We start from the raw sequence: 25,956 nt of genomic DNA, 5'->3' as shown, positions 1-25,956 counted from the left end.
TCGAGCGTCCGGCGCTGCCCCGCTTTTTCTAAATTGATTGCCAGCCCAACTACCGACTTGCGTAGTTTCCAACGCCAGCATTGGCGCCAGGTAGCGGCATATTTTTCCGCTGCAGCCCACGGTCCTTTGCTCCGAAAAAGAAGCATCGGGCCATGCCAGCGGCCATTAAATGTGTTTGTGCGACGGGCGCACTGCGCCCGATGCGGGCTGATAGCAACTCTATCGAGCCCGCAAGAATTTGTGGGAATGAACCCCACCAAAATTTCAACGTGAGAACCCAAAGGCGACCTATGAAAAGCCACCCAAGCAAACGGAGAGGCGTTTCGGCAGCCGGATAACTTATCCATTTCGCACTGGCGGCCCGCTCACCTCAGGCCGACATGCTTACCAAAACGCCTCTTAAACTTGCGTGCCTGTTGCAGCAGGCTGCAAGCCTCCGCTTACTCAAAACCAAAAACTTCCCCGGCCAGCCGCCTCACTGTTCCCACCATTTCAGCGGCTGGCCGGTTCCGTTTTTTGTTCTAATGGGCGCCTCACCCCCCGGCCCCCTCTCCCGCGGAGAGGGGGAGCCGAACGATTTTCGCATGAGGCATGACCGGTGCCCCCTCTCCGCGGGAGAGGGGGTCAATCGACTAGATGTACTGGTTGATAATGGCTTCCAGCCACTCCTGCTTGCCGCTGCGGGGCGTGGGCTCGCCCAGTTTGTGGGCAATGGTGCGCAGGTCTTCCAGCGTCAGTTGGCCGGCGGCGAAAGCTTTGCCTTCGCCCGAATCGAACGAGGCGTAACGGTCCTTCCGGAACTTGCGGTAGGGCGACTTCTCCAAGATGTCGTTGGCGATGACGAGCGAGCGGGCGAAGGCATCCATGCCCGCGATGTGGGCGATGAAGATATCTTCGAGGTCGGTTGAGTTGCGGCGGGTTTTGGCGTCGAAGTTGATGCCGCCCTGGGTGATGCCACCGGCTTCCAGAATAATGAGCATGCTCTCGGTCAGCTCGTTGAGGTTGTTCGGAAACTGGTCGGTGTCCCAGCCGTTCTGGTAGTCGCCGCGGTTGGCGTCCATGCTGCCGAGCATCCCGGCGTCGGCGGCCACCTGCAGCTCGTGCTGGAAGGTGTGGCCGGCCAGCGTGGCGTGGTTCACCTCCAGGTTCAGCTGGAAGTCGTCCTGCAGGCCGTGCTCGCGCAGGAAGCCGATGACGGTGGCGGCATCAAAGTCGTACTGGTGCTTGGTGGGCTCGGCCGGCTTGGGCTCGATGAAAAACTTGCCGGTGAAGCCCTGCTGGCGGGCGTAGTCGCGGGCCATGGTGAGGAAGCGGGCCATGTGGGCCTGTTCGCGCTTCATGTCGGTGTTCAGCAGGGTCATGTAGCCCTCGCGGCCGCCCCAGAACACGTAGTTCTCGCCGCCCAGCGCGATGGTCGCGTCAATGGCGTTTTTCACTTGCGTGCCGGCGTGGGCCACCACCTGGAAGTCGGGGTTGGTGCTGGCGCCGTTCATGTAACGCGGGTTCGAAAACACGTTGGCCGTACCCCACAGCAGCTTCACGCCGCTTTCCTGCTGGTGCTGCTTCACGTAGTCCACGATGGTGGCGAGGTTGCGCTCGTACTCGGCCAGCGAGTTGCCTTCGTCCACCAGGTCGATGTCGTGGAAGCAGTAGTAGGGCGTGCCGAGCTTGGTGAAGAACTCAAACGCGGCATCAGCCTTGTCCTTGGCGCGGCCGATGATTTCGTGGTGCGAGTCCCAGGCAAAGTTCTTGGTGCCAGGGCCGAACGGGTCGCCGCCCGTGCCGGTGAAGGTGTGCCAGTAGGCCGTGGCGAAGCGCAGGTGCTCCTTCATGGTCTTGCCGGCCACCACGCGGTTTTCGTCGTACCACTTAAAGGACAGCGGGTTGTCCGACTCGCGGCCTTCGAACCGGATGGTGTCGATGCCCGTGAAAAATTCCGTTTTCGAGAGGGTGATGCTAGACATGAGCTAGGGAAGAAATTGGTTGGGGAATGATAGTGGATAAAGCGTCTTGCCAGCGGCCGTACGCCGCCTGGTACTGGTCGCGAAGCCCGTCGGTGGGCTCCACGGTGAGGATGCGTTCGAGGCCGCCAAAAGCTTCGGCCGCGCTGGCGTACACGCCGGCGCCGATGCCCGCGCCGCGCGCCGCGCCCTGGGCCGCGTCGGTGTTATAGAGCTCCAGCGTCACGTCGCCGGCGTTCACGAAGGCCTCGCGGAACACCGGGCTCAGGAACATGTTGGCGTTGCCAGCGCGCACGGTGCGCACCTGCACCCCCATCTGGCGCATGATGTTCATGCCGTAAATCAGGGCGAACACGATGCCCTCCTGGGCGGCGCGCAGCAGGTGGTTTTGGCTGTGCACGTTGAAGTTGAGGCCGCGCAGCTCGGCGTCGGTGGGGCGGTTTTCGAGGATGCGCTCGGCGCCGTTGCCGAAGGGCAGGAACACCAGGCCCTCCGCTCCTACCGGCGCCTGGGCGGCGCGGCGGTTCATCTCGTCGTAGGGCAGCTCGCCCACCATTTTGCGCAGCCAGCTGTTCAGGATGCCCGTGCCGTTCATGCACATCAGCACGCCGTTGCGGGGCTGCTCGGCCGTGTGGTTGACGTGCACGAAGGCATTCACGCGCGAGGCCGGGTCGGAGGCCGGGGCATCGGTGATGCCGTACACCACGCCCGAGGTACCAGCCGTGGCCGCGATTTCGCCGGGGTTCAGCACGTTGAGGGAGAAGGCGTTGTTGGGCTGGTCGCCGGCCCGGTAGCAAATACCTGTGCCGGCCGTGAGGCCCAGCTCCTGCGCGGCCCCGGCGCTCAGCTGGCCCTGCACCGAGAAGGTGTCCACCACCTCAGGCAGCAGGTCGGCGCTGATGCCGTAGTAGTCGAGCAGCTCCTGCGCAATGGCTTGCTGCTTGAAATTCCAGAACACACCCTCCGACAAGCCCGATACGGTGGTTTGCAGCTGGCCGCTCATCTTGAAGGCGATGTAGTCGCCGGGCAGCTGAATCTTATGGATTTGGGCGTACACCTCCGGCTCGTTTTCGCGCACCCATTTCAGCTTGGAGGCGGTGAAGTTGCCGGGCGAGTTCAGAAAGTTTTCCAAGCAATACTCCTCGCCCATTTCGGCGAAAGCCTGGTTGCCGAGGTCCACGGCGCGGCTGTCACACCAGATGATGGCCGGGCGCAGCACCTTGCCGGCCTGGTCCACCAGCACGAGGCCGTGCATCTGGTAGGTGATGCCGATGCCGGCCACCAGCGAGGTATCGAAGCCATATTTCGCTTTGAGCTCGGTGGTGGCGTTCACGCATTCCTGCCACCAGCGCTCGGGGCGCTGCTCGGCCCAGTCGGCCTGGGGCACGCTGATTTCCATCTCCTGTTTGGGCGAGGTGACGGCCGCCACGGCTTGCCCGGTGGCAATGTCGAGCAATGAAACTTTGATAGAAGAGCTACCGATGTCGTAGCCGAGGAGGTATTTCATGGGGATAATTAAGTAATACTTGTTGCGGGGCTCAAACCAGCGCTAGAGCCGGCTGGTGGCGCCCGGCACCTCCGGCTCAGTAGTGAAGGTGGAAGCTGGCAGGCCCTCTTTGTTGTACAGGTTTACGCCTTCGGGGTTGTCGGCCCAGGCGTAGCGCACCGCGGCGGGGTTGGGCACCTGGTCGCTCCACACCACTACCTTGCTGCCTTCAATTTTGGCCTGAGCCCACACGAATTTCTTGTCCGGGCCGGCAATGGCGAAACCTTTCAGCTCGCCCCCGCCCTTCGCCACCAGGCCGCTACCGGTGCTGCTGAAGCTCAGCGTCACCTTGTTGCCGTTGGTTTGCATGGACTGGTAGAGGGGGCCCGAAGAAACCACCTTGCTTTCGCCGTAGGCCACTTTCTGGGCGGCCAGGGCCAGACGGTGGCCGGGCGTCTGCTTGTCCAGGGGGTGAATGTCGTTCCACTCGCCGGCGTCCAGAATCACGGCCATGCCGGTGTGGGGCAGGGCCAAGCCGCGGCGCTGCACGTCGCGCACCTGGGCCCAGCCGCTTTCCGACGGCTCTTTCTTCGCGGCCATGAAGTTGGGCAGCTGCGCGTAGAGGAACGGCAGGTTGGGCTGCTTGAACTGCCGGCGCCAGTCGGCAATCATGCCGTTGAACAGGGCCTGGTAGTCGCCGGTGCGGCCGGCGTTGCTCTCACCTTGGTACCACAGCACGCCCTTGATGGCGTAGGGAAGCACGGGCGCAATCATGCCGTTAAACAAGCCGCCCGGTGTGTACTGAAACGTGGTGGTGCCGGGCGTGGGCGGCATGGTGGCGCCCAGCTTGTACTGCCAGGGCCCGCGCAGGTCGATGGTCTGGCCGCCGGCGGTCAGCTCGTACTTCTTATCCATCGTGAAGCCGCCGCGCCCGCCGTTGCTGATGAGGCGCACGACCACCACGTTTTTGCCGGCTTTCAGCACGCCGGGCTTCACGTCGTATTTACGGGGCGGGTACTGGTAGCCGGTGCCGCCCACCAGCTGGCCGTTGATGTAGGTGGAGTCGGCGTCGACAAGCGTGCCGAGCTCCAGGCGGGCAGGCTGGCCCACCATGGCGGCCGGCACGTCCACGTCCTTGCGGAACCACACCACGCCGTTCACGGGGCCCAGCGGGGTTTGGTTGGCCCAGAAGCCGGGCACCGGCATGGTGGGCCAGCTGCTGGCGTCGTAGTCGGGTGCCGACCATTTTTGCTGGCCGCGGGCCTCGCCCTGGTCGGTTTTGTAGAGGGTTTGGTACCAGTTGGCCACCGCGGCGCCTTCGCGCTGCCGGATGCCGAGCACCACGGTGCTGTCCTTATACTTGGCCAGCTGCTGCTCGTAGGTCGGGAACTGCTTCAGGCCCTCGGCGCTCAGCCAGGCCTCGGCCGGCGAGCCGCCCACGGCGTCTTTGATGATGCCAACCGGCACTTGGTACTTGGCGTTGATTTCCTTGGCGAAGAAGTAGGCCACGGCCGAAAACTTGAGCACCGTTTGCGGGTCGGCCGCAATCCATTTGCCCCCGGTCACATCCTGTTGGGGGCGCTGGAAGTTGTAGGTCAGGGGCACTTCGTACTGGCGAATCTTGGGGTTGGCGGCCTGGGCCACCACGTCGGGGTACTTGTCGCGCAGGCGGCTCATGGGCGTTTCCATGTTCGACTGGCCCGAGCACAGCCACACGTCGCCCACCAGAATGTCCTTCACCGCCACCTGGTTGCTGGCCTTGATATTCATCTCGTACGGCCCACCCGCTTTCAGGCGCGGCAGCTGCACGGTCCACTTGCCATCGGCGCCGGTAGTGGCCTTATGGGTTTTGCCTAGGAAGCTTACCGCCACGGCCTCGCCGGGCTTGGCCCAGCCCCAGATGCGCACGTCGGCCTCGCGCTGCAGCACCATGCCGTCGCTCACGAGGCGCGGCAGGCGCACCTGGCCGGCGGCTTTGTGGACGAGGGGCACGCTCAGCAGCAGTGCGACAGCAAACGTATTGAATTTCATTGACATAGCAACAGAAGGGTAGCCAAAAGGGCCAAAACCAGTACCCTCTCATAAATAAGCCCCGGTTTCAGGACGAAACCGGGGCTTATTTATGAGAGGGCAAAAAGGTTGAAAAGACTGGCTAATCGTACGGCGCTAGCCAGTCTTTTCATTCCTTCCCGGCTAGTTATAGCTGGGGTTTTGGTAGGTCGCTTTCACGTCCGGCGACACATCCATCCGGTCGAGCTGAACCTGCGGAATGGGGCGCAGGTAGTGGAAGGGCTGGATGGTACGCGTCACGGTAGCAGGCGTGTGGTCGCCGTAGGCCGTGCCCGCAATGCGGTAGGTCGAGGCCAGTTCGTTCCACTTCTGCGTGCGCACCAGGTCGAACCAGCGGTAGCCTTCGGCGTAGTACTCGCGCGAACGCTCGGCCAGGATGTAGTTGACGGTGATGGTGGCCGGGGTGGCCGCCATCATGGCCGCGCTGTTGTCCTGCACTTTGGCCACGTTGCCGTTGTTGTCGAAACGCCACTTGCCGGCGCGGGCGCGAATCACGTTAATCAACTCGCGGGCGCTTTGGTTGGGTCTGGTCGTGGCGCCTTTCACGGCGGCCTCGGCCGCTACGAAGTAGAGCTCCGAGAACTTGGCGATGTTGAACGGACGGGTGCTGCCCGCGTTGGGCTGGCCGAGGCCCGTGCCGTTGTCGGTGCGGTAGGGGCCGAGCTTCCACAGGCCGGGGTACACGATGCGGCTGATGCCGCGCGGCGAAATCACGTAATCGGGGCGGCCGGGCAGTACGCCGGCGCCTACGTTGTTCGCGCCGGTGCCGCTGGGGTAGGTAATGGGAGTAGCGGGCTCCGAGTCCAGGAAGGTCAGGATGGCACTACCGGGGGTAACGGCCTGGTTGTTGGCATTGTACAGCGTCGCGTTTGCTACGCCGGCCTTGGGCCAGTTGCCGCGGTACGTCGTCGTGAAGGTGCCGTCGTAGCGCGAGTCGTTCGTCTTGTCGGCAAAGGTGTTCTCCAGCACGTCGATGGTGGGCGCCATGCGGTTCCAGGGGCGGCCCAGCGCCTGGGCAGCTTCCCGCTGCACGGACGATACCGGGCCCGTGCCGTCGGGGTTCGCGGCGCTGCGCAGGTTGGTGTAGTTCCAGGTCATCATCCAGCCGGCGAAGTTGTCGGGCGACCCGCCGCTGCCGAAGGTCAGGCTACCGCCGTTGTAGAGCTCGCTGCTTTCGGTGTGGTCCGCAAACAGCAGCATTTCCGTGTTGCGGTCGTTGGTGGCCACGTTCACGTCGTAGTAGGTGGGCTGCAAGCGGAACGGGCCCGGGTCGTTGATGGCGGCCGTGGCCACGTCGTAGGCCTGCTGGTAGTAGTACTGAGCGGTTTTACCGGCCGGGTCGGTGCGCGGCGCCGCCGGGTAAGTGGGGATGTTGTTGGGGTTTTCGAGCCACCAGGCGTAGGTCAGGTAGGCCTTGGCCAGGTAGAGGCGGGCCGCCGTTTTGGTGGCGCCGCCGATAACCCGCGGCGTTGCCGGCAGGTCATTCACGGCCTGCAGCAAATCCGGGAAAACGCCCTTGGTGTACACCTCGGGCACCGTGTTGCGCGTCGAGGTGCGAATGGGGTTGGTGTTGAATTGCAGGTCGCCCGCCCCCAGGTCCAGGGGCACACCGCCAAAGGTCTGCACCAGCATGAAGTAGTCGAAGGCGCGGAAGAACCGGGCCTCGGCCACCAGGGCCGGCGAAATGCCCACGGCGGTGGCGTTCTTGATGATGCCGCTGGCCGTGTTGATGTTGGGGAAAGCATTCACCCACAGCACATCCGCCCGGCTGTTGTTGGCGTTCAGCGCGGCACGGCCCGAGAGGTCCATGGCCAGGAAGTTCTCGTCGGCGTCGCGGCCCCAGGTGGCTTCGTCGGTGCCGGTCAGGGTGGCGTTGTAGTAGTAGGCGTTGCCGTAGATGTAGCGCAAGTGCGCGTACATCGAGGTCAGGCCGCCGTTCACGCCCCGTTCGGTGGAGAAGAAGCCGGGCTCGTAAATGCTGCGGGGCTCTTCATCCAGCAGTTTCGAGCAGCTGGTGGAAGCCATGGCGAGGACGGCAGCACCCGCTAAGAATTTTATATTCAGGGATTTCATCGGTTGAGTTGCTTAGAAAGTGAGGTTGAGGCCCACGATGTAGGTGCGGGTGGCCGGGGCGTTGGTGCCCAGCGTCAGGATGCGGCGCAGGTTCTGGGCCAGGGGCACGGCCGCGTTTTCGTCGCCGAAGGAATTGGTTTCGGGGTCCATGCCCGACTCTTTCTTGTAGGGCGAGAAGAACACGAAGGGGTTCTGGGCCGTGGCGTAGAGGCGCAGGCGGCTCACGCCGGCATTCTTCAGCCACGTCATGTTGTCGAAGTTATAGCCCAGCGAAATGGTGCGCACTTTCAGGTAGGAAGCATCGAAGTAGCCGAGCGTCGAGCCGTATTTGGGGTTGTCGCCGCTGGTGATGCCGCCCGGCTTGGGGTACTTGGCGCCGGTGTTGGTGGGCGTCCAGTAGTCCACTTGCACGTTGCCGCGACGGCCGTTCAGCAGGTTCAGGTAGCCCGACGAGCCGTAGAGGGTGCTGTTGAGCAGGCCGCCGTTTTGGAAGGCACCCACTACCGACAAGTCGAAGCCTTTGTAGGCCACGCGGGTGTTGAAGCCACCCAGGAAGTTGGGGTTCACGTCCAGAATCTGGCGGTCGAGCACGCCAATGGGACGCTCAGGAGTACCGTCGGGCTTGTAGCCGCCGGTGTATTTCACCTTAATCATGCCCACGTTTCCGCCGGGCTCCAGCACGTTCAGGTAGGGGTCTTCCTGCTGCCACAGGCCCACTTTCTCGTAGTCGTACACCACGTTGATGGGCTTGCCCACAAACCACCAGTTGCCTTCGTCGCGCTGCTGCTCACCGGCCAGCGAGGTAATCTTGTTGCGGTTGGCGTACAGGTTGACGCCCGCTTCCCAGGTCCAGCCGTTCAGGTTTTCCAGAATCACGCCGTTCAGCGACAGCTCGATGCCTTTGTTCTGGGTGGCACCGATGTTGGCCGTGTAGCTGTTCACGCCCGAAGTGGCCGGCAGCGGCAAGCCAAGCAGCAGGTTTTCGGTGTTGGTGATGTAGTACTCCACCGTACCCGACAGACGGTTTTTCAGCAAGGCGAAGTCCAGGGCGTAGTTCCAGGTCTTCGAGTACTCCCAGCCCAGCGTAGGGTTAGGCAGTTCGGTCACGAACAGGCCCGTCTGATAGCCGGTGGGGCCAAAGTTGTAGGGGCGGGTGGAGAGGCGGCCCAGGGTGGAGTAAGGGTTCACCGCCTGGTTCGACGTGACGCCGTAGCCGGCGCGCAGCTTCAGCATGTTCACGGCCGTCACGTCCTGCATGAAGCCTTCTTTGGCCACGTTCCAGCCAACCGACACGGCCGGGTAGGTGTTCCACTTGTGGCCGGGGGCCAGGCGCGAGGAGCCGTCCGAACGCAGCGTGGCCGACAGCAGGTACCGGTCGTCGTAGGAATACATCACACGGCCCATGTAGGACAGCAACCCGAATTTCGAGTAAATCTGTTCCCCGGGGTTCACCACAATGTCGGTGGCCGCCAGCCCGATGTTGTAGAACTGGAACGCGTCGGAAGGAATGTCCCGGCCCGTAATCCGCGTCTGGTTGAAGACGTTGCTCGAGGCCGAATACAAGGCCAACGCGTTGATGTTGTGCTTCCCGGCGAAGGTGCGGTCGTAAGACAGGATGTTCTCAACGGTGTAGTCGGTGGTCAGGCCGTAGCTCACCGAGGCCGAGGAAGGCGTGGTCGCCACCGCGCTGTTGATGCCCGCCCCCGTAAAGCCGCCGCCCTGGCTCTGGCGGTAGTTCACGCCCAGGTTCACGCGGTACTTCAGGCCTTCCACGCCCGGCATCTTGAATTCGCCGAAGAGGGCGTTGTAGCTGGCAAAGGCCCGCGTCTGGCTCAGCCACTTGTCTTTGTTGGCCTCGATGACGTCCTTGGTGGTCACCCACTGGTCGTCCAGCGGCATTTTGATGACCCGCTTCAGCGACCCGTCCGCGTTGTACGGATTGGCGATGGGCGACGAAGTCAGGGAGCTGTACACGCCCACGTTGGAGCCCTCCGTCAGGCTGTAGGTGTTGTTGGTGGTGAAGCCCAACCGAACGTATTTGCCCACGCCCTGGTCGAGCGTGCCCCGCACCGAGTAGCGGGTGTACTGCTGGGTCGGGATAACGCCTTGCTCCTGGTAGTAGCCCGCGTTGAAGTTGTAGCGGCCGTTTTCGGTGCCGCCGTTCAGGCCCACGTTCTGGTTGGTTTGGAAGCCGGTGCGGTACAGCAGCTTCTGCCAATCGGTGTTGACGTCGTCGGACTCGTCGAGGGTGTTTTTGTAGATGCCGGCGTCCTTGCGCAGCTGCGCAAATTGCTGCCCGTTCATCATGGGGAAGCGCGAGAACAGCGTCTTGGCGCCCACAAAGCCGTCGTAGGTCACCTGGGCTTTCTGCCCTTTTTTGCCGCCTTTGGTGGTCACGAGCACCACGCCGTTGGCGCCGCGCGAGCCGTAGATGGCCGTGGCCGAGGCATCCTTCAGAATGTCAACCGAGGCAATGTCGTTGGGGTTGATGTCGCCGATAGAACCCGGAAACGGAATGCCGTCCAGCACAATCAGCGGGTCGTTGCTGGCCGTGAGGGAGCGGGTGCCGCGGATGCGGATTTGCGTGGCCGCGCCGGGCTGGGAGGAGGTTTGCGACAGCTGCACGCCGGGCAGTCGGCCCTGCAGGGCCTGCGTGATGTTGGCCGCGGGCACTTCGCGCAGCGCTTCGCCGCTGATGGACGCCACCGAACCCGTCACGGCTTCGGCCCGCTGGGTGCCGTAGCCCACCACCACCACTTCATCCAGGGCTTTGGTGTCGGTGGTCAGCGTCACTGTATTGATGGTGGCATCGCGCCCCACCGGCACTTCCTGCGCCGTGAAGCCCACGAAGGAGAACACCAGCGTGGTGCCCTGCGCGGCCGGCAGCGAGTACTTGCCTTCCACGTCGGTCACGGTGCCCACGTTGGTGCCTTTCACCACCACGTTGACGCCGGGAATGCCCGTGCCGTCGGTGCCCAGCACGCGGCCCGACACGGTTTGGGTGGCCTGGGCCTGGGCCACCACCGGCGTTAGCAAGCTGCTTGCCACCGGGAACCCCGTAGCAAGCAGAAAGGGCCAGCTCAGTCGCAAGGCCGATTTTTGTATGGGTGATTTCATGTTGGTGGGAATTTTGTTTATGATTGGTTTAAAGGTTTTTGTGAGTGAAAGATTCAGGCGGGATTAAAAACCAATGGAGTTGCCGCCGTCCACGGGCAGCGAGGCGCCGGTGATGTAGCGGGCCGCATCAGAGGACAGGAACACCGCGGCATGGCCGATGTCGTTGGGCTGGCCAAACTTGCCCATGGGCGTGCGGCGCATGGCGCGGTCGCGGCGGTCGGGGTCCGAGTTCATGGCCGTGCGGCTCATGGCCGTTTCGATGAAGCCCGGCGCAATGGCATTCACCCGCACGCCCTGGCCCGAAAACTCCGAGGCCAGCACCTTCACCATGCCCTCCACCGCCGACTTGGAGGCCGCGTAGGCCACCACCCGGTCGATGCCGTAGTAGGCGGCCATCGAGGAAATCATGAGAATCACGCCCTGCTGGCGGGCCATCATGCGGCTGGCGCAGGCCCGCGTGAGGGCGAACACCGAGTGCAGGTTCGTGTGCAGAATGCGGCTAAAATCCTCGTCTGTCACTTCCAGCGCGGGCTTCTTCAGGTTGATGCCGGCATTGTTCACCAGGATGTCGAGCGGACCATAGGAGGCCTCCACCTCAGCCACTAGGGCGTCGATGGCCGACAAATCGGTCACGTCGTTCACCACGTACTCAGCCGATTCGCCGATGGTCGCCACCGCCTCCTGCAGCACCGCCTCGCGCCGCCCCGTGATGACCACCGTGGCCCCGGCTTCGGCCATGCACTGGGCTATGGCCAGCCCGATGCCCGTGCCGCCGCCCGTAATCAGGGCCAGCTTGCCCTCCAGCGAAAACACGTCGGCGTGCCGCTGCTGCGCCTCGGTGACGACTGCTTCGGAGTGGCCATGCTGACCGGTGGAGGAAAGTATATTTTTCATATCGAAGGAAAGGTTGTTAGCGCTTGCTTACTTCAGCTGGTAGAGGTCGACCAGCGTTTTGATGTCGGCCAGGGTGCGCGTGGGCGGCGTGAAGGGTGCGGGAATGGGTTGCTTAGAGAAGCTTTGGAAGTAGAGCACGCAGGCATCGCGCCACCATAGCGCCTCGCGCCGCTGAATTTCGAGCCGGGCCGTCACGTCGGCGTGCAGAGCGGGGTCCACCTGGGGCTTCACGCTGGCCCAGCGCTGCTGCATCCACGTCACCGAGTCGGCGCCGGTGTAGTAGCGGGTGGCCAGCTCGTTCCAGAGGGTGCGGCCGGTGGGCAGCGGCTGCATCCAGCTCACATGGTGGAACCAGAGCAGGTAGTTGAGCGGGCAGGTCTTGGCGTCGCCCCATTGCTTTTGCACACCAGGCGAGTACAAGCTCAGGGCATTGGAGCCCGCCGCTGTGCGGTCGAAACCCAGGCCCGCGGCGTCGGCTTTGTGGTAGTACACGGCGGTCCAGTCGGGGCGGCCGGCGTCGGCCAGCCAGGGCTCGGGGCCGTAGTGAATGTTCTGGCCCATGATGTGGTGCAGGCCCAGCGGCGTGGTGTAGCGCACGTAAATGTCGCGCGACTTGTTCATCACGTCCACGATGGTGGCCACGGCCTGGGGCTCGCGGGTCAGGCTCATCTTGGTCCACTCCGTGGCAATAGCCTTAGAAGTCAGATTATAATCCCAGGCCAAGCGGCCGAAGGCATACCAGTTGGCCTGGCCCATGGGGTGGCCGGTCCAGTTGCGGTCGGAGCCGATGTTGGCCACACCCGCGATGCCGCTGATGCGGTGCTGGTCGAGGCTGCCGTCCACTACCTTGGCCACCGTCGAGCCGGGGCCTTTGGTTTGCGTATCAGCGTCGAGGCACTCCTTGAACATCGGTGCCAGGTATACCAGGTGCGAGGCAAATCCGAGGTACTCCTGGGTAATCTGCACTTCGAGCACCAGCGGCGTTTTGGGCATGGCCCCGAACAGCGGGTGGAAGGGCTCGCGGGCCTGAAAGTCAATCGGACCGTTTTTCACCTGCACCAGCACCTTGGGGGCAAACGTGCCGTCGAGCGGCTTGAAGTCCTCGTAGGCCTGCTTGAACCGGTCGCCGCTGCCGGCCTTGTACACGAAAGCGCGCCACATCACAATGCCGTCGTGCTGGCCCAGCGCGGCGGCCAGCATGTTGGCGCCGTCGGCGTGGGTGCGGCCGTAGTCCTGCGGACCGGGCTCGCCCTCCGAGTTGGCCTTCACCAGGAAGCCGCCGAAATCGGGAATCTCCTTGTACACTTCCTCGGCCTTGGCCGTCCACCACTGCTTCACCTGCGCGTCGAGCGGGTCGGAGGTTTTCAGGCCGCCAATTACCTTGGGCGCCGCCCAGAATACCGACAAGTACACCCGGATGCCGTAGGGACGCATCACGCCCGCCAGCGCTTTTACCTTCTGAATGTATTCGGCTGTGAGGTAGCGGGCGCTGGCGTTCACGTTGTTGATGGCCACGCCGTTGATGCCGATGGAGGCGTTGGCGCGGGCGTAGTCGGTGTAGCGCGGGTCGAGCAGCTGGGGCAGCTCATACCATTTCCAGATGCTGCTGCCCGCGTAGCCGCGCTCCACGGTGCCGTTGGGGTTGTCCCAATGGTTGAGCAGGCGGTACTGAATGCGCGGGCTGCTGCTCACGTTCAGGTTGGACAGCGACTGCCCGGTTTGCACCTGCCGCAGCAGGGCATATACGCCGTACAGCACGCCCGCCCCGCTCCCACCCGTCACCACGAGGTTGCGCCCCTGCGTCGAAATGCGGTAGCCTTCCTTGCTGGCAGGATTTCCTAAAACGTTTGCGGAGGGGTCAATTGCCAGCAAAATACCGCGCTTGGTGCTCTCCCCTTTTGCCACCAGCGGCACCGGCTGGCCCAAAAGGCCCTGCAAACCACGCTGCAGCTCTGAGGCCGCTGTCTTCAGCACTGCATCCGCGCCATTGCTGCTGATGAACTGCGCGGCGGCGCGGTACTGCGCCCGCTGCCCGGCATCGGCCACCAGGTCGTACTTCAGCCACAGCCGGTAGCCGTCGTCGGCCCGGCAGAGGGGCGCGGCGCCAACGAGTACCAACAGAAGCAATAGTGACCGGAGCAGCATGGGTGGGATTGGGAGGGAGGGTTAAGCGTAGGCAGCGGTTTCGGTGAGGTGCGCCGCGGATGGAGCTTCGGCTTCAAGGCCGCGCCGGATGCCGTATTCCAGGCCCCTCAGTTCGGCCAGCCCGCGCAGGCGGCCAATGGCGGAATAGCCGGGGTAGGTTTTTTTGTTGAGGTCGTCGAGCATCTGGTGGCCGTGGTCGGGGCGCATGGGAATAGCCCTCACGCCTTCGCCGCTAGCGGCCCGGCGTTGCTCTTCCAGTACCAGCTCGCGCACCACGGCGTACATGTCCACGTCGCCTTCGAGGTGGTCGGCCTCGTGGAAGTTGCGCGGGTTGTCCTCGCGCTTGGTGGCCCGCAGATGGATGAAATGAATGCGGGAAGCAAACTGCCGGGCAATGGCCGGCAGGTCGTTATCAGCCCGCACGCCCAGCGAGCCCGTGCAGAACGTGAGGCCGTTGGCCGGCACGTCGCAGGCGGCAAACAGCGCCGCTAGGTCGTTGGCCGTGCTCACCACGCGGGGCAGGCCCAGCAGCGGGTAGGGCGGGTCGTCGGGGTGAATGCAGAGCCCAATGCCCAGTTCCTGGGCCACCGGCGCCACTTGCTGAATGAAGTAGTGCAGGTTGGCGCGCAGCGTGGCCGCATCGATTTCGGCGTACTCGTTCAGCAGGCTTTGGAAATTGGCCAGCTCAAAGGCCTCTTCCGAGCCGGGCAAGCCCAACAGCACGGTATTAGTAAGAGCAGCTACCTCCTCGGCGCTCATGGCCGCGAACTGCTGCCGGGCGGCCGCGGCCACTGCCACTTCGTAGTCGGCTGCGGCGCCGGGGCGCTTCAGAATGCAGAGGTCGAACACGGCGAAGTCCTGCCACACGAAGCGAAGCGCCCGCGAGCCGTCGGGCATCTCGTAGCTCAGGTTGGTGCGCGACCAGTCCAGCACCGGCATGAAGTTGTAGCACACCGTGCGGATGCCGCAGGCCGCCAGGTTGCGCAGCGACACCTTGTAGTTGGCTATGTATTGCTCGCGCGCGGGCAAGCCTTTCTTAATGGCCTCGTGCACCGGCAGGCTTTCCACCACGGCCCAGTGCAGGGGCGCATGGGTGGCATTGTTGGCGGCGATGAGCTGCTGGCGGGCTTGAATTTCGGCTACCGGCCACACCGCCCCCACGGGCAGCTGGTGCAGGGCCGTGACCACGCCCGCACACCCGGCCTGGCGGATGTCGAAGAGCGAAACCGGGTCGTGGGGCCCAAACCAGCGCATTGTGTGAAGCATGGCAGCAGTTAGGAAAAATTCAATTTGTGTTATATCCTGACCTTTTTGACCAGAAGAGCACCGTAATAGCGGCAGATAGGTAGCTCGGCTGATTATTTACCGAATGTATGGATACACTCACCATTTTGATTCCCGCAAAAACGCCCAAATTTAAAAGAAATCGAATCAAAACTATCGGCATCGTTTCCGGAAACGATGCCGATAGTTAACTTCGTGGCACGGTGCTGAAAAAATATTTTTGTGGGGTATATTTGAGTGAGTACTCACATGACGAGCCCACGATTCAGCTTGCAACGGCATAATTCTAAAATCAGTCCAATTAGCAATGATAACCTGCGTAAAATGTAAGCTTTCGGATTCGGTGTTGAAGGCAGGCTTCGTTCGGGGGCGGCAGCGTTACCTCTGCAAGATTTGCGACTACCATTTCACCGAAGAGAAGAAGGGGGCCGTGCCCGACCGGCGGCGCACCCAAACCACCATCGGCGACGTGGCCAAAGCCGTGGGGGTGGCGTCTTCCACGGTGTCGAGGGCGCTGAACGGACACACCGACATCAGCCCCGTCACGCGCCAAGCCATCCTCGACGCCGCCCGCCAGCTCGACTACCAGCCCAACCTGCTGGCCCAGAGCCTCAAAAGCCGCGAAACCCACACCTTGGGCGTGCTGATTCCGGACCTTGAGCGGCCGTTTTTTGCCACCGCCGTGAGCGGCATTCAGGAGGTGGCCACGGAGGCGGGCTACCGGGTAATGATTTGTCAGTCAAAGGAATCTTACCGCACCGAGGTGAGCAACGTGCAGGCCCTGGTGGCCAGCCAGGTCGACGGCCTGCTCATCTGCCACTCGCGCGAAACCGAGAACTTCGACCACGTAAAGCCCAGTGCCTGCCGGGGCATTCCGGTGGTGCACTTCGACCGCGTGAGCAACGAGGTGGACAGCGCCAAGGTCATTCTCGACGACTGGAACGGGGCTTATAATGTGACCGAGCACCTTATTCAGCAGGGCGCGCGGCGCATTGCCATCCTGGCCGGGCCCGAGTCGCTGCTCATCAGCCGCAACCGCTTGGCCGGCTACCAGCACGCCCTCAAGCGCAACCACCTGCCCCTGCGTCCGGAGTACGAAGTGCACATCGATTTTCGAACGGAAGAGGCCGAAGCGACCCTTGATGCCTGGCTGGCCCTGCCCGAGCCGCCCGATGCCATTTTCGCCATCAACTACGTTAATGCCTTCGACCTGCTGGTGGCCCTGAAAAAGCGCGGCGTGCGCGTGCCCCAGCAAATGGCCGTGGTGGGTTTCGGCGATGAATTCATGGCCGCCATGATTGAGCCCGGCCTCACCACCGTCGACCTCCACCCCTACCGCATCGGGCAGCAGGCCGCCCGGCTGTTTCTGGAGCAGGTGCAGCAGAAGGAGCATTTTCAGCCGCGCACGTTCGTGATTTCCGGCGATTTAAGAATCCGGCAGTCGTCGCTGAAGGGAGAGGGGGAATTATTCAGATTGAGTATATAATGAATGCGTGAAGCGCACAAGATGGGCAGCGCAACGAACAAAAAGGCTATCGTGCCACGCGCAGCCGAGGCATCTCGCTCGGACGACCCAGAACGGTCATGCTGAGCAAAGTCGAAGCATCTCTGCCGCTTTGTTACAATGCCATTAATTGCTGTCCCGAGTGAGATGCCTCGGCTGGGCGCGGTATGACGGTCTGCATTTCAAGAAACCACTGCTTTTTCATTATTGAATTGAAAAAACAGTCTTTCCATTTTGAAAAAATATTGCCCCGTCGAGCCTCGTGTTCGGTGGGGCATTTTTATTTAAAACATTGATTATTAACACTTAATCGGTAATAGCAAAAATTATTTCCGGATTCGGCACTGGTCTTGGCATTAGGTGGAGGTCACCAACCACACCTGCCGCCATGGCCATTCTTAATAACCTCACCAAAGCCGCCAAGGACTTCTTCATCGAAGACGATGGCGCGGCCCGCGAAGCCTCCGCTCCGGCCCCAATCGCCGCGCAGCCTAGCCAGACGGCTCCACTGCCGGTCGGCCCGGCGCCCGCTGTTACTCAGGCGGAGCAGCGCCACCTCGACCACATTGCCAGCTTGCTGGCCGGCGACGGCAAGGACTTTGGGGCATACACCAAGATGGTGAAAAGCATGGCCGGCAGCGGCCTCACCGGCCCGCTGCTCTACCAAACGGCTTTCAACGCCTTCGCCGCCCTCACCGGCACCAACCAGACGGCGCTGCTGGCCTCGGCCGAGCAGTTGGTCACCAAGCTGGCCGACGACCGCGCCCGGGTGCTGCAACGCCACCGCGAAAAGATGGGTGAAACCGCCGACGCCAAAGCTCCGCCCGGCCCGCTAGCGCTACTGCACCAACGCGAAACCCAGCTGCAAACCGAGGTGGCGTCCCTCACCGAGCAGCTGGCCCAAAAGAGCCAGCAACTGCGCGAAATCCAGCAGCAGGCGCAGGCTGAAAAGCAGAAAACGCAGGCTGCCCTTGCGTCCTACGAGCTGGCCCACGCGGCTGCCGCGGCCGACTTACAGGCCCATCGCCAGGCCGCCCAGAATTTCCTCAACTCCTCCCCTTCCACCCCTTCTTCAACCAACTAACGCCATGAACACTTTGCTCAACACTACTACTGACACCGACACGGGCCTGCCCAAGTGGCAAAAGCCGGAGAAAATGGCCGGGCGCGTGGTGCTCCTGGGCCTGACCGGGACGGCCGTGTACTACTGGGGCGTAATTCTGCCCTTCCTCGTGGATATGGTGTTTGACACCGTGAAGCTGGGCATCGGGCTTGGTTCGCTGTTCGTGCTGTTTTTGCTGGTGACGAACAAGCGCATTCAGGCCGGGCTGTGGTACGCCGGGCAGCGAATTCTGCGCACTGCCGCCGGAATTTTTGTGAACACCGACCCCATCGGCGTGATGGAAGATTACATCCGCAACACTGAGAAGGAGGCCCGCAAGATGGACGCCGAGGTGACCAACATCGAGGGCGCCCACGAGCTGGTGAAGCGTAAGCTGGCCGCCAACGATGCCCAGATGAAGGAGTACCTGGCCCTGGCCAACTCCGCTTCGCGCCAAGGCGAAAAGGACATGGCTGAGAGCTACGCCAGCCGCGCAGCCCAGATTCAGGACTACAATCAGCGCCTGCAGCCGATGGCCACCACCACGGCCAACGTGAGCGTGGTGATGCGCCAGATACTCAAAGCCGCCCTGCGCCAGATTGACGGCAGCAAGTTCAAAGTCAACCTCTTGAAAGACGAATATGCGCTGGTGAAACGCACCAGTTCCGGCATGCGCGCGGCCATGAACATCCTGCGCGGCGACCCCGACAAGAAGTACTTCTTCGACCTGGCCACCGACCGCGTGGCCCAGGACATGGCCCAGCAGCTCGGCCAGATTAAGCAGGCCATGCGCTACTCGCAGGAGTTCGTCAAGGAGATGGATATCCAGAACGGCGTGATGAGCGAGAAGGGCCAGGCCCTGCTCACCAAGTACCAGAAGGGCGATTTCAACGCTGTGCTCAACGAAAAGCCGCAAGCCCCCCAATCTTTTTCCGCCACCAAAAAAGCCTCCGATGATGCCTACGCTAGCCTGCTTGATTAGCTTTTTGCTGGCCTGCGGCCTGGTGAGCCTGCTGGGCCACGTTGCCCCGACTGAACATGTGGCGGCGCATAGCCCAAGCATTTCGGCCACCCGCGTGATGCAGTCGGCCCAACGCAAAGGAAGCGCGGCCGCCGCCACGCTCCGCATCACGGCCAAAGTAGCCGACAGCATTACGGCCAGCCGCTAATCACCCCCTTTCAAATAACTCAATATCAGTGCGCCCCACACGGGCGCCCCACCCCTCTTTTGCCTTTACTAAAATGACAACACGTGGTAAATTCGTAATTGGTCTGCTCATCGTAGCGGCCCTTTACTTCGGCATCAACAAGCTGATAGCCAGCGGTGCCGTCTTCAAGAAAGCGGATACCGAATCGGTGCTGCTCAACTCCATCGAGCTGCCCGCGGCCACGGGCGGCAACCGGGCTACCATTGTGGTGCCGCTGGCCCCGCTGCCCGGCACCACGCCCGCCGACAAGGGCACGCCCGTGGTGTGGGAGGTGATGGCCTGGAACAGCCAGATGGCCGGCATGCTGGCCAACGGCGGCCCCCGCACCACCACGGGCTCGGCCGCGGCGGCCAACGGGCTCGACATGCAGATTGTGCGCCAGGACGACGTGAGCAAGATGCAGGCGGACCTGGTGAAAAACGCCCTCGACCTGCAAAGCAAGCCCGAAACGCCGGGCCTGATTGTTAGCATTATGGGTGACGGCCTGCCGGGCTTCTCGGCTGTGCAGGGTGAGCTGCAGAAGGCCGGCACCCAGTTGCAAATCATCCCTTACTCGGTGGGCAAAAGTTTTGGCGAAGACAAGCTGATGGGCCCGAAAGAATGGCTCGATAACCCCAAAACGGCCCTGGGCAAAACCATTGCCTGCTACCTGCGCGACGGCGACCAGAACATTGCCCTGAAGTGGTGCGCCGACAACGGCCTGAAAGTGAACCCCGACGAAACCACCTACGACCCCGAAGCCGTGAACTTCATGGCTGCCAGCGACTTCCTAGTGGCTGCCGAGAAATACATCCTCGGCAAGCCCGAAAGCCGCACCAAAGTGGTGAACGGCAAGAACACCGGCGTGAAGGTGGACGTGGTGGCCGACGCCGTGGCCACCTGGACGCCCGGCGACGTGAACATCGCCAAGCAGCGCGGCGGCCTCGTCAACATTGTGAGCACCAAAGACTACTCTAACCAGATGCCCAACATCATGGTGACGACCAAGCGCTGGTACGACGCCCACCCCAAGGAGGTGCTGGGCCTGATGAAGGCCTTCGCCGTGGCCGGCGACCAGGTGAAAGCCCACCCCGAAGCCCTGACCCGCGCCGCCGACATTTCGGCCACCGTGTACGGCGACCAGGACAAGCCCGGCGCCTACTGGCTGAAATACTACAAGGGCGTGAGCGAAACCGACCGCAACGGCGACGTGGTGGAGCTGGGCGGTAGCAAAGCCTTCAATTTCAGCGACAACCTGACCTTGTTCGGCCTCGACGAAGGCGGCACTAACATTTACGCCTCGGTGTATAAAACCTTCGGGGACGTGCAGAAAAAGCTCTACCCCAAGGAACTGCCCAACTACGTGCCCCTCGACCAGATGCTGGACCTGAAGCCTCTGCAACAGCTGCAGGCGCAGTACAAAGGCAAAGCCGTGGCCCCGGCAGAAACCCAGCAGTTTGCCGCCGGCGACGAAATCCGCCAGAGCGTGAGCAAGCGCGCCTGGAACATCGAGTTCAACAGCGGCCAGAGCAGCTTCACGCCTCAGGCCACCCGCGAGCTGAACCAGCTCTTCGACGACCTGGTGGTGGCCGGCCGCCTGAAAGTGGCCGTGCACGGCCACACCGACAACTCCGGCGACCCCGGCCGCAACCAGCAGCTCAGCGAAGACCGCGCCATGGCCGTGGAGCACTGGCTCGAAGCCAAGAGCCACAGCGCCTTCCCCGACGGCCGCGTGCAGGTGTACGCCCACGGTGCCACCGAGCCGGTAGCCAGCAACAGCACCCCCGACGGCAAAGCCAAAAACCGCCGCGTGGAAGTGGTACTGGGCAATTAGAAATGTAGCGTGGACTCTGCGAGTCCGCGCCACGAGCGCCAGCGAGTATCGTCGCCTGAATATCCACAAACTTTCCCAACCACGAGCGCAGCCGACGATACTCGCTGCGCTCGTGACGCGGACTCGCAGAGTCCACGCTACAAGTTATGAAATCCCTTTTCGCCCCCAACGCCCAGCCGGCCCGCCTTGTGTTCACCACGATGGTCATCGGCCAGGCCGCCGTTCTGCTGCTGCTGTGGCTATTTTATCCCATGCAGCTTTTCCCCAGCCTGGGCGAGGTCGTTCGTGCGCTCGGCGACCTTGTTATCTCGCAGGGCCTCATCCAGGAGCTGTGGGCCAGCATGACCACGGCCCTGCAAGCCCTGGCCGTAGCCACGGTGCTGGCGCTGGCCATTTCCTACCTCACGGCGCTGCCCTTCTTCCGGCCCATTGCCTTCGCAGCCAGCAAGATGCGCTACCTCACCCTCACCGGCCTCACCTTCTTCATGGCCCTGATGGTGAGCTCCGGCCACCAGGTGAAGCTTTCGGTACTCATTTTCGGCGCCACGGTGTACCTGGTGACGGGCATGACGAGCTTGATTCTAACCACCACGCAGGAAGAAATGGACCACGCCCGAACCCTGGGCATGAGCGAGTGGCGCAGCTTCTACGAAGTGGTGGTGCTGGGCAAATTGGACGACATGCTGGAAGTGGTGCGCCAAAACTTCGCCATTATCTGGACCATGATTACGCTGGTGGAAACGCTCTACCAGTCCGAGGGCGGCATCGGCCTGCTGCTCTACAAGCAGAACCGCTACCTGCACCTCGATGGCGTGCTGGCCATTCAACTGGTGATTCTGGCCACCGGGGCGGCGCAGGACTACGTGTTTGTGCTGCTGCGACGGGTGTTCTTTCCTTACTCGCAGTTGGGCAGTAGCGCAGTGTAGCGTGGACTCTGCGAGTCCGCGCCTGGGCGAACATACTACGAATGCGCGGACTCGCAGAGTCCACGCTACAGCGCCCAGTACGTGTAAGGACACAGTTCCCAATCATCTACCAACCCCGCTTTCACCGGATTCTCCAACACATACGTTATTACTCGTTCCAACTCTCCTTTGCGCACCACATGGTCGTAGCTCTCGGCTTGCCAAAAAGCGCCCGTTCGACCTAAAAGCTTATTGGCTTGCGTGGCGGTGTAGCTTTTCAATCGCTGCAAGGTTTTCACCAGCGGCGGAGCTTCTTCCAATATCCGCACGACCATGTGCACGTGGTTTGGCATGATGCAATAGCGCCGCAGGTCATAGTTCGCGCCGTCAAAGTATCGCAACGATTCCGCCACCAAAGTCGCAATGGCTGGCTCGCGCAAATACATCGGACCATGCCCGCCTTTATTTAGCTGGTCATCGAAGCGTCCAAAATAACGCTTTTGCGCTGCGTAAAGCTGCGCCGGCTCTGACTCAAAGCGTTGCCAAGCCAGGTCAAGCTCCGCCTGAAGCTGTTCCACGACCATGCGCGGCAACGAGCCCGCAAGCCGAAACGTCACAAACACCACCCCGCCCGGCGGCAGCCGGTGCGGCAGATTGCGCTCATAATTTATCAATTCCAACACGGCCGCAATGTAGCGTGGACTCTGAGAGTCCGCGCCCCGTCCGGACAAGCTATTCCATTTAACCCCCACACGCGCGGACTCGCAGAGTCCACGCTACAACCCGCCATGACTGCCCACACCTTCGCCTACAAAGACCCCATCCTCACCCTGGAAAACGTCTCCATCGCCTTCCGCGGCGAACCCATTCTGCGCGACATCAACGCCCAGGTGCTCGACGTGACGCGGCCCAACATGAAGCAGGGCCAGGTCGTAGGCTTCTACGGCCGCTCAGGCATCGGCAAGTCGGTGCTGTGCCGCATCATGGCGGGGCTCATCCGGCCCGGCAGCGGCACTGTGGAGGTAGGCCAGGCCCAGCAGCCCGTGCAGCCCGGCATGGTGGGCTTCGTGCAGCAGCGCTACCCGCTGTTCGACCACCGCACCCTGCACGACAACCTGCTGGTGGCCGCCCAGCGCAAGCACGCCCCCGAGGCCGCCCGCCAGCACGTGGCCGCCTATCTGGAGCGGTTTTGCCTGGCGCCGCACGCCCGCAAGTACCCGGCCCATCTCTCGGGCGGGCAGCGGCAGCGGGCGGCCATTGCCCAGCAGCTGCTCTGCTCCGACCACCTCATCCTGCTCGATGAGCCCTTCTCCGGCCTCGACGTGGCCATGATTGACGAGCTGAAAAGCATCATCGTGGAAGTGACCACCATGGACGAGCTGAACACCGTCATCATCGTCTCGCACGACATCGTGACCACCACCGCCCTGGCCGACCGCCTCTGGCTGCTCGGCTACGAGCACGACGCGGCCGGGGCCCTCGTGCCGGGCGCCACCATCAGCCCCCAGCACCAATACAACCTGGCCGAAATGGGCCTCGCCTGGCACGAAAACGTGGAAGCCGAACCCGAGTTCGCCCAGTTCGTGGAGCACATCAAGCAGGAGATTCGGGGTAGTTAGAGAGCAAAATATTTTAGTTTGTACACGAAGGTATTACATTGCACGAAAAAGATTGATTATGAGTCATAGAGGAAGGTTTCAAGCCCAAGGAAAGAAACTTGAAGAATCTGAGCCTTGGGAACAAGGAACACCATTAATCTTAAAAGATGGACAAACACTATTAAAAACACTAGAGAGCAAGCTTAAGCCTAAAGACAGAAGAATTAGAAAAGAGTCATTTATCGACTGTATGAAAACTATTGTGCGAATACAGAAAAATGGCGGTTACAACGTAACTCATGCAGGAAAACCACTTTTAAAGTCTTTTCCAGTAGATGATACAGAACATGAGCGCGTAGACCTAGAAATTCATGCCGGCATAGCCCTTATATAAGATGAACTCCAGAGAATACCAAGATTTTCTAACTAATCCACAGACTTATATCGAGGTCCAAGAATTATGGGCTAACGAATTTAAAAGTATTGTGGAAGGCAAATCAGAAACATGGGTTTCAAATATCTTCGCCAATGGCGATGATATGATGGATGGAAACCCTATTTTTTCAGTTTTCCTTCCAGACACTAAGCAAGCAATTCGGATTATACAGCTATCTAGCACGCGCAGACGTTCATCCTTCGTAGCATGGACTAATACCTTTGAGGACAAAGGCATTGAATCTAATAGTAGAGATACTAAAATTTCTGAACTTGTTATTGCACTTAAGCTGTCCACAGCTACTTTACGTGACACAATAATACTTTCTAAAAGTTTTGTTGAAAATTCGGGTTTCGCACTCCTACTCAGAAACTTCAACAATACTTACAACTTAGCTTTTAAAAAAGCTCAAGTCACCAGACTTATTCGCAATAAAAGCCTAGCTGTTCTTGCTGAAAAAATTTCAAATATAAGCTTACATGTATTAGATGAAAAGACCCCTTTGTACATAGAGGAGCTTTATAATGAACGTAATAAATTCACGAGAGAAATTGAGAGAATTTCATATAATGAGGCTCACAAAGTTGCTAGCCTTATCGGAAAGTCAATAGACAAGATTATTGTGAATCTTGACCCATCCATCAAGATAGTTGACAATCGTTTCGTTTTAGAGAATAAAAACAAAACTGCCTCTGTTTCAAATACTAGAAAACGAAGCAAAACGCGCATTGTTAAATCGTTTAATGAGCAGCGAAATAGCCTGAAGTCTCAAATTAACATCCTAACCCAATTATCCGATGAGATAACTTTGAAATACACTAACAAGCGCTCGACAGGAAGAAATAAAACAATTAAGCGCGCAATTGGTAGAGGACGCAATCCAAAGAAATAAGTAAAACGAGCTTCACACACCAAATGGGTATTAGTCTCACTTGCTTTTTTTACAGCATTTGATTTTAATCTCGAAATTTATGCCCACCGGTACCCTCCTCATCATCGACGACGAAGCGCGCTTGCGCCAGCTGCTGGCCCAGGTGCTGGAGCTGGAAGGCTACACCGTGTTGCAAGCCCCCGACGCCCGCCGCGGCCTGGAGCTGCTCCAGCAACACGCCGACGAGGTGCTGCTGGTGCTCTCCGACGTGAAGCTACCCGACGGCCACGGCGTGGACCTGCTGCCCCGCTACAAAGCCGCCGCCCCCGATGCCGAAGTAGTGCTGCTCACCGCCTACGGCACCATCCCCGACGGCGTGAAGGCCATGAAGCTCGGCGCCTTCGACTACCTCACCAAGGGCGATTTTGAGCAGCAGCTGGTGGTCGTCGTCGACCGCGCCGCCGAAAAAGCCCGCCTCCGCCAGCGCGTCACGGAGCTGGAGCGCCGCATGGGCCAGCGCCACACCTTCGAGGCCATGATAGGCGCCTCGCCCGAGCTGCAGCGCGTGCAGCAGCTGGCCCGCCAGGTAGCCCCCACCGACAGCACCGTGCTGCTCGAAGGCCCCACGGGCAGCGGCAAGGAGCTGTTTGCCCAGGCTATTCACCAGGCCAGCCCCCGCAAGGCTAAGAATTTCGTGGCCGTGAACTGCAGCGCCTTCCCCAAAGACTTGCTCGAATCGGAGCTGTTTGGCTACCGGAAAGGCGCCTTCACCGGCGCCCTCACCGACAAGAAGGGCCTGCTGGAAGAAGCCAACGGCGGCACCCTGTTCCTGGACGAAATCGGCGAGCTGGAGCTCAACGTGCAGGCCAAGTTTCTACGGGTGCTCGAGCTGCAGCAATTCGTGAAGCTCGGCGACACCAAGCCCACCAACGTGAACCTGCGCATGGTGGCTGCCACCAACCGCAACCTCAAGCAGGAAGCCGCCGAAGGCCGTTTCCGGCCCGATTTGTACTACCGCCTCTCGGTGTTCACCATCCAGGTGCCACCCCTCAAAGACCGGCCCGCCGACGTGGCCCCGCTGGCCCAGCACTTCCTGCGCGATTTCGCTGCCAAGCTCAGCAAGCGCCTGCCCGGCCTCACGCCCGAGGCCCTGGCCCTGCTGCAGCGATACCCCTGGCCCGGCAATGTGCGCGAACTGAAAAACGTGCTGGAGCGCGCCGCCATCCTCGCCCCCACCGGCGAGCTGCTGTCGGCCGATTTTCTGCCCGATGAGTTTCACGCCCTGGGCCGGCCCAGGGCCGTGGCGGGCGACGAGAGCCTGCGGGCGCTGGAAGCCCAGCACATTGCCAGGCTGATGCGCGAGCTGGACGGCAACAAGCCGGAAGTCGCGAAGAGGCTGGGCATTGGGCTGACAACGCTGTACCGCAAGCTGGAAGAATACGGGTTGGTTCACACTTCATAAAAGACCGTCATGCAGAGCGTAGTGAAG

General features: G+C 61.4%; 19 protein-coding genes. 10 read left to right on the top strand and 9 right to left on the bottom strand.

Annotated elements, in window-relative coordinates:
• Positions 1 to 632 precede the first annotated feature (632 nt).
• From xylA to uxuA, 8 genes are all read right to left on the bottom strand, one after another.
• The gene (xylA, locus tag MTP16_RS15030; RefSeq protein WP_243511079.1) at positions 633 to 1,964 is read right to left on the bottom strand and encodes a xylose isomerase; all 1,332 of its coding nucleotides are present in this window, start codon (positions 1,962 to 1,964) and stop codon (positions 633 to 635) included.
• The gene (locus MTP16_RS15025) at positions 1,957 to 3,468 is read right to left on the bottom strand and encodes a xylulokinase (RefSeq protein WP_243511076.1); all 1,512 of its coding nucleotides are present in this window, start codon (positions 3,466 to 3,468) and stop codon (positions 1,957 to 1,959) included. The genes xylA and MTP16_RS15025 overlap by 8 nt, the downstream gene beginning before the upstream one ends.
• Positions 3,469 to 3,510: 42 nt before the next feature.
• Positions 3,511 to 5,478 carry a sialate O-acetylesterase gene (locus tag MTP16_RS15020; RefSeq protein ID WP_317244065.1) on the bottom strand — a complete coding sequence of 656 codons (1,968 nt, stop codon included), beginning with the start codon at positions 5,476 to 5,478 and terminating at the stop codon, positions 3,511 to 3,513.
• Positions 5,479 to 5,640: 162 nt separating this feature from the next.
• Positions 5,641 to 7,590, bottom strand: coding sequence for a RagB/SusD family nutrient uptake outer membrane protein (locus MTP16_RS15015; RefSeq protein WP_243511066.1), 1,950 nt, complete (start codon positions 7,588 to 7,590; stop codon positions 5,641 to 5,643).
• A 12-nt stretch (positions 7,591 to 7,602) separates the two neighbouring features.
• Positions 7,603 to 10,707, bottom strand: a complete 3,105-nt coding sequence (locus tag MTP16_RS15010; protein ID WP_243511064.1) for a SusC/RagA family TonB-linked outer membrane protein — start codon at positions 10,705 to 10,707, stop codon at positions 7,603 to 7,605.
• Between the two features lie 63 nt (positions 10,708 to 10,770).
• Positions 10,771 to 11,601: an SDR family NAD(P)-dependent oxidoreductase gene (locus MTP16_RS15005; RefSeq protein WP_243511062.1), complete on the bottom strand. Its 831-nt coding sequence runs from the start codon at positions 11,599 to 11,601 to the stop codon at positions 10,771 to 10,773.
• Positions 11,602 to 11,628: 27 nt separating this feature from the next.
• A complete protein-coding gene (locus tag MTP16_RS15000) occupies positions 11,629 to 13,746 on the bottom strand; it encodes an alpha-glucuronidase family glycosyl hydrolase (RefSeq protein ID WP_243511061.1) in 2,118 nt (705 codons plus the stop codon).
• Between the two features lie 21 nt (positions 13,747 to 13,767).
• Positions 13,768 to 15,012, bottom strand: a complete 1,245-nt coding sequence (gene uxuA / locus MTP16_RS14995) for a mannonate dehydratase (protein ID WP_243511058.1) — start codon at positions 15,010 to 15,012, stop codon at positions 13,768 to 13,770.
• A 325-nt stretch (positions 15,013 to 15,337) separates the two neighbouring features.
• Here uxuA and MTP16_RS14990 point away from each other — a divergent pair, with 325 nt between their 5' ends.
• From MTP16_RS14990 to MTP16_RS14965, 6 genes are all read left to right on the top strand, one after another.
• Positions 15,338 to 16,516 carry a LacI family DNA-binding transcriptional regulator gene (locus MTP16_RS14990; protein WP_380286623.1) on the top strand — a complete coding sequence of 393 codons (1,179 nt, stop codon included), beginning with the start codon at positions 15,338 to 15,340 and terminating at the stop codon, positions 16,514 to 16,516.
• Positions 16,517 to 16,922: 406 nt separating this feature from the next.
• Positions 16,923 to 17,618, top strand: coding sequence for a hypothetical protein (locus MTP16_RS14985; RefSeq protein WP_243511054.1), 696 nt, complete (start codon positions 16,923 to 16,925; stop codon positions 17,616 to 17,618).
• A gap of 4 nt (positions 17,619 to 17,622) precedes the next feature.
• Positions 17,623 to 18,618, top strand: a complete 996-nt coding sequence (locus MTP16_RS14980) for a PspA/IM30 family protein (RefSeq protein WP_243511052.1) — start codon at positions 17,623 to 17,625, stop codon at positions 18,616 to 18,618.
• Positions 18,611 to 18,805 carry a hypothetical protein gene (locus MTP16_RS14975; protein ID WP_243511050.1) on the top strand — a complete coding sequence of 65 codons (195 nt, stop codon included), beginning with the start codon at positions 18,611 to 18,613 and terminating at the stop codon, positions 18,803 to 18,805. Before MTP16_RS14980 ends, MTP16_RS14975 begins: the two co-directional genes overlap by 8 nt.
• Positions 18,806 to 18,878: 73 nt before the next feature.
• Complete coding sequence (locus MTP16_RS14970; RefSeq protein ID WP_243511048.1) at positions 18,879 to 20,657, top strand: OmpA family protein; 1,779 nt, start codon at positions 18,879 to 18,881, stop codon at positions 20,655 to 20,657.
• A gap of 146 nt (positions 20,658 to 20,803) precedes the next feature.
• Positions 20,804 to 21,583, top strand: coding sequence for an ABC transporter permease (locus MTP16_RS14965; RefSeq protein WP_243511045.1), 780 nt, complete (start codon positions 20,804 to 20,806; stop codon positions 21,581 to 21,583).
• A gap of 65 nt (positions 21,584 to 21,648) precedes the next feature.
• Here MTP16_RS14965 and MTP16_RS14960 read toward each other — a convergent pair whose 3' ends face one another.
• Entirely contained in the window at positions 21,649 to 22,245 is a 597-nt protein-coding gene (locus tag MTP16_RS14960; protein WP_243511042.1) for a transposase, read from the bottom strand.
• A 105-nt stretch (positions 22,246 to 22,350) separates the two neighbouring features.
• Here MTP16_RS14960 and MTP16_RS14955 point away from each other — a divergent pair, with 105 nt between their 5' ends.
• From MTP16_RS14955 to MTP16_RS14940, 4 genes are all read left to right on the top strand, one after another.
• Positions 22,351 to 23,181, top strand: coding sequence for an ATP-binding cassette domain-containing protein (locus MTP16_RS14955; RefSeq protein ID WP_243511039.1), 831 nt, complete (start codon positions 22,351 to 22,353; stop codon positions 23,179 to 23,181).
• Positions 23,182 to 23,239: 58 nt separating this feature from the next.
• Positions 23,240 to 23,554 carry a hypothetical protein gene (locus tag MTP16_RS14950; protein WP_243511034.1) on the top strand — a complete coding sequence of 105 codons (315 nt, stop codon included), beginning with the start codon at positions 23,240 to 23,242 and terminating at the stop codon, positions 23,552 to 23,554.
• A 1-nt stretch (position 23,555) separates the two neighbouring features.
• Positions 23,556 to 24,488 carry a hypothetical protein gene (locus MTP16_RS14945; RefSeq protein WP_243511025.1) on the top strand — a complete coding sequence of 311 codons (933 nt, stop codon included), beginning with the start codon at positions 23,556 to 23,558 and terminating at the stop codon, positions 24,486 to 24,488.
• 79 nt (positions 24,489 to 24,567) lie between these two features.
• Positions 24,568 to 25,929 (top strand): sigma-54-dependent transcriptional regulator, encoded by a 1,362-nt coding sequence (locus MTP16_RS14940; RefSeq protein ID WP_243511022.1) that lies wholly within the window; start codon positions 24,568 to 24,570, stop codon positions 25,927 to 25,929.
• Positions 25,930 to 25,956 lie beyond the last annotated feature (27 nt).

This window comes from Hymenobacter monticola (genome assembly GCF_022811645.1).
Taxonomy (GTDB): Bacteria; Bacteroidota; Bacteroidia; order Cytophagales; family Hymenobacteraceae; genus Hymenobacter; species Hymenobacter monticola.
Note: the sequence above shows the minus strand (reverse complement) of the source record. Positions and strands in the feature narration are given on the sequence as shown.